The sequence below is a fragment of the Litoribacterium kuwaitense genome (assembly GCF_011058155.1).
Classification (GTDB): domain Bacteria; phylum Bacillota; class Bacilli; order Bacillales; family DSM-28697; genus Litoribacterium; species Litoribacterium kuwaitense.
Genome location: NZ_JAALFC010000164.1, coordinates 1 through 307 on the forward strand (window position 1 = coordinate 1; position 307 = coordinate 307).

At 51.1% G+C, this 307-nt stretch carries 1 rRNA gene; it reads left to right on the plus strand.

Annotated elements, in window-relative coordinates:
• Positions 1–51: ribosomal RNA gene (locus G4V62_RS19625) — 16S ribosomal RNA — on the plus strand; the annotation flags it as partial.
• Between the last annotated feature and the right edge of the window lie 256 nt (positions 52–307).

Genomic DNA, 307 nt, shown 5'->3' on the forward strand with positions numbered 1-307 from the left:
AAGTCGTAACAAGGTAGCCGTATCGGAAGGTGCGGCTGGATCACCTCCTTTCTAAGGAAATGTCGCGTACGGTTTCATCCGTTGCCGGATGAAGGCGGACGACGAACATCAAAGCGGGGGGGCGCACGCCCTCATACGTCATGGCTTTTGTCAGTTTTGAGAGGGTAACTCTCAAACAAGAGGATCCTTGAAAACTAGATAACCGACAAAAAAAGCATCAGTAAAGAAAGCGTCACGAAAGAAGTGAAGGTAGAAAGGGCGCACGGTGGATGCCTTGGTACCAGGAGCCGAAGAAGGACGGGACGAA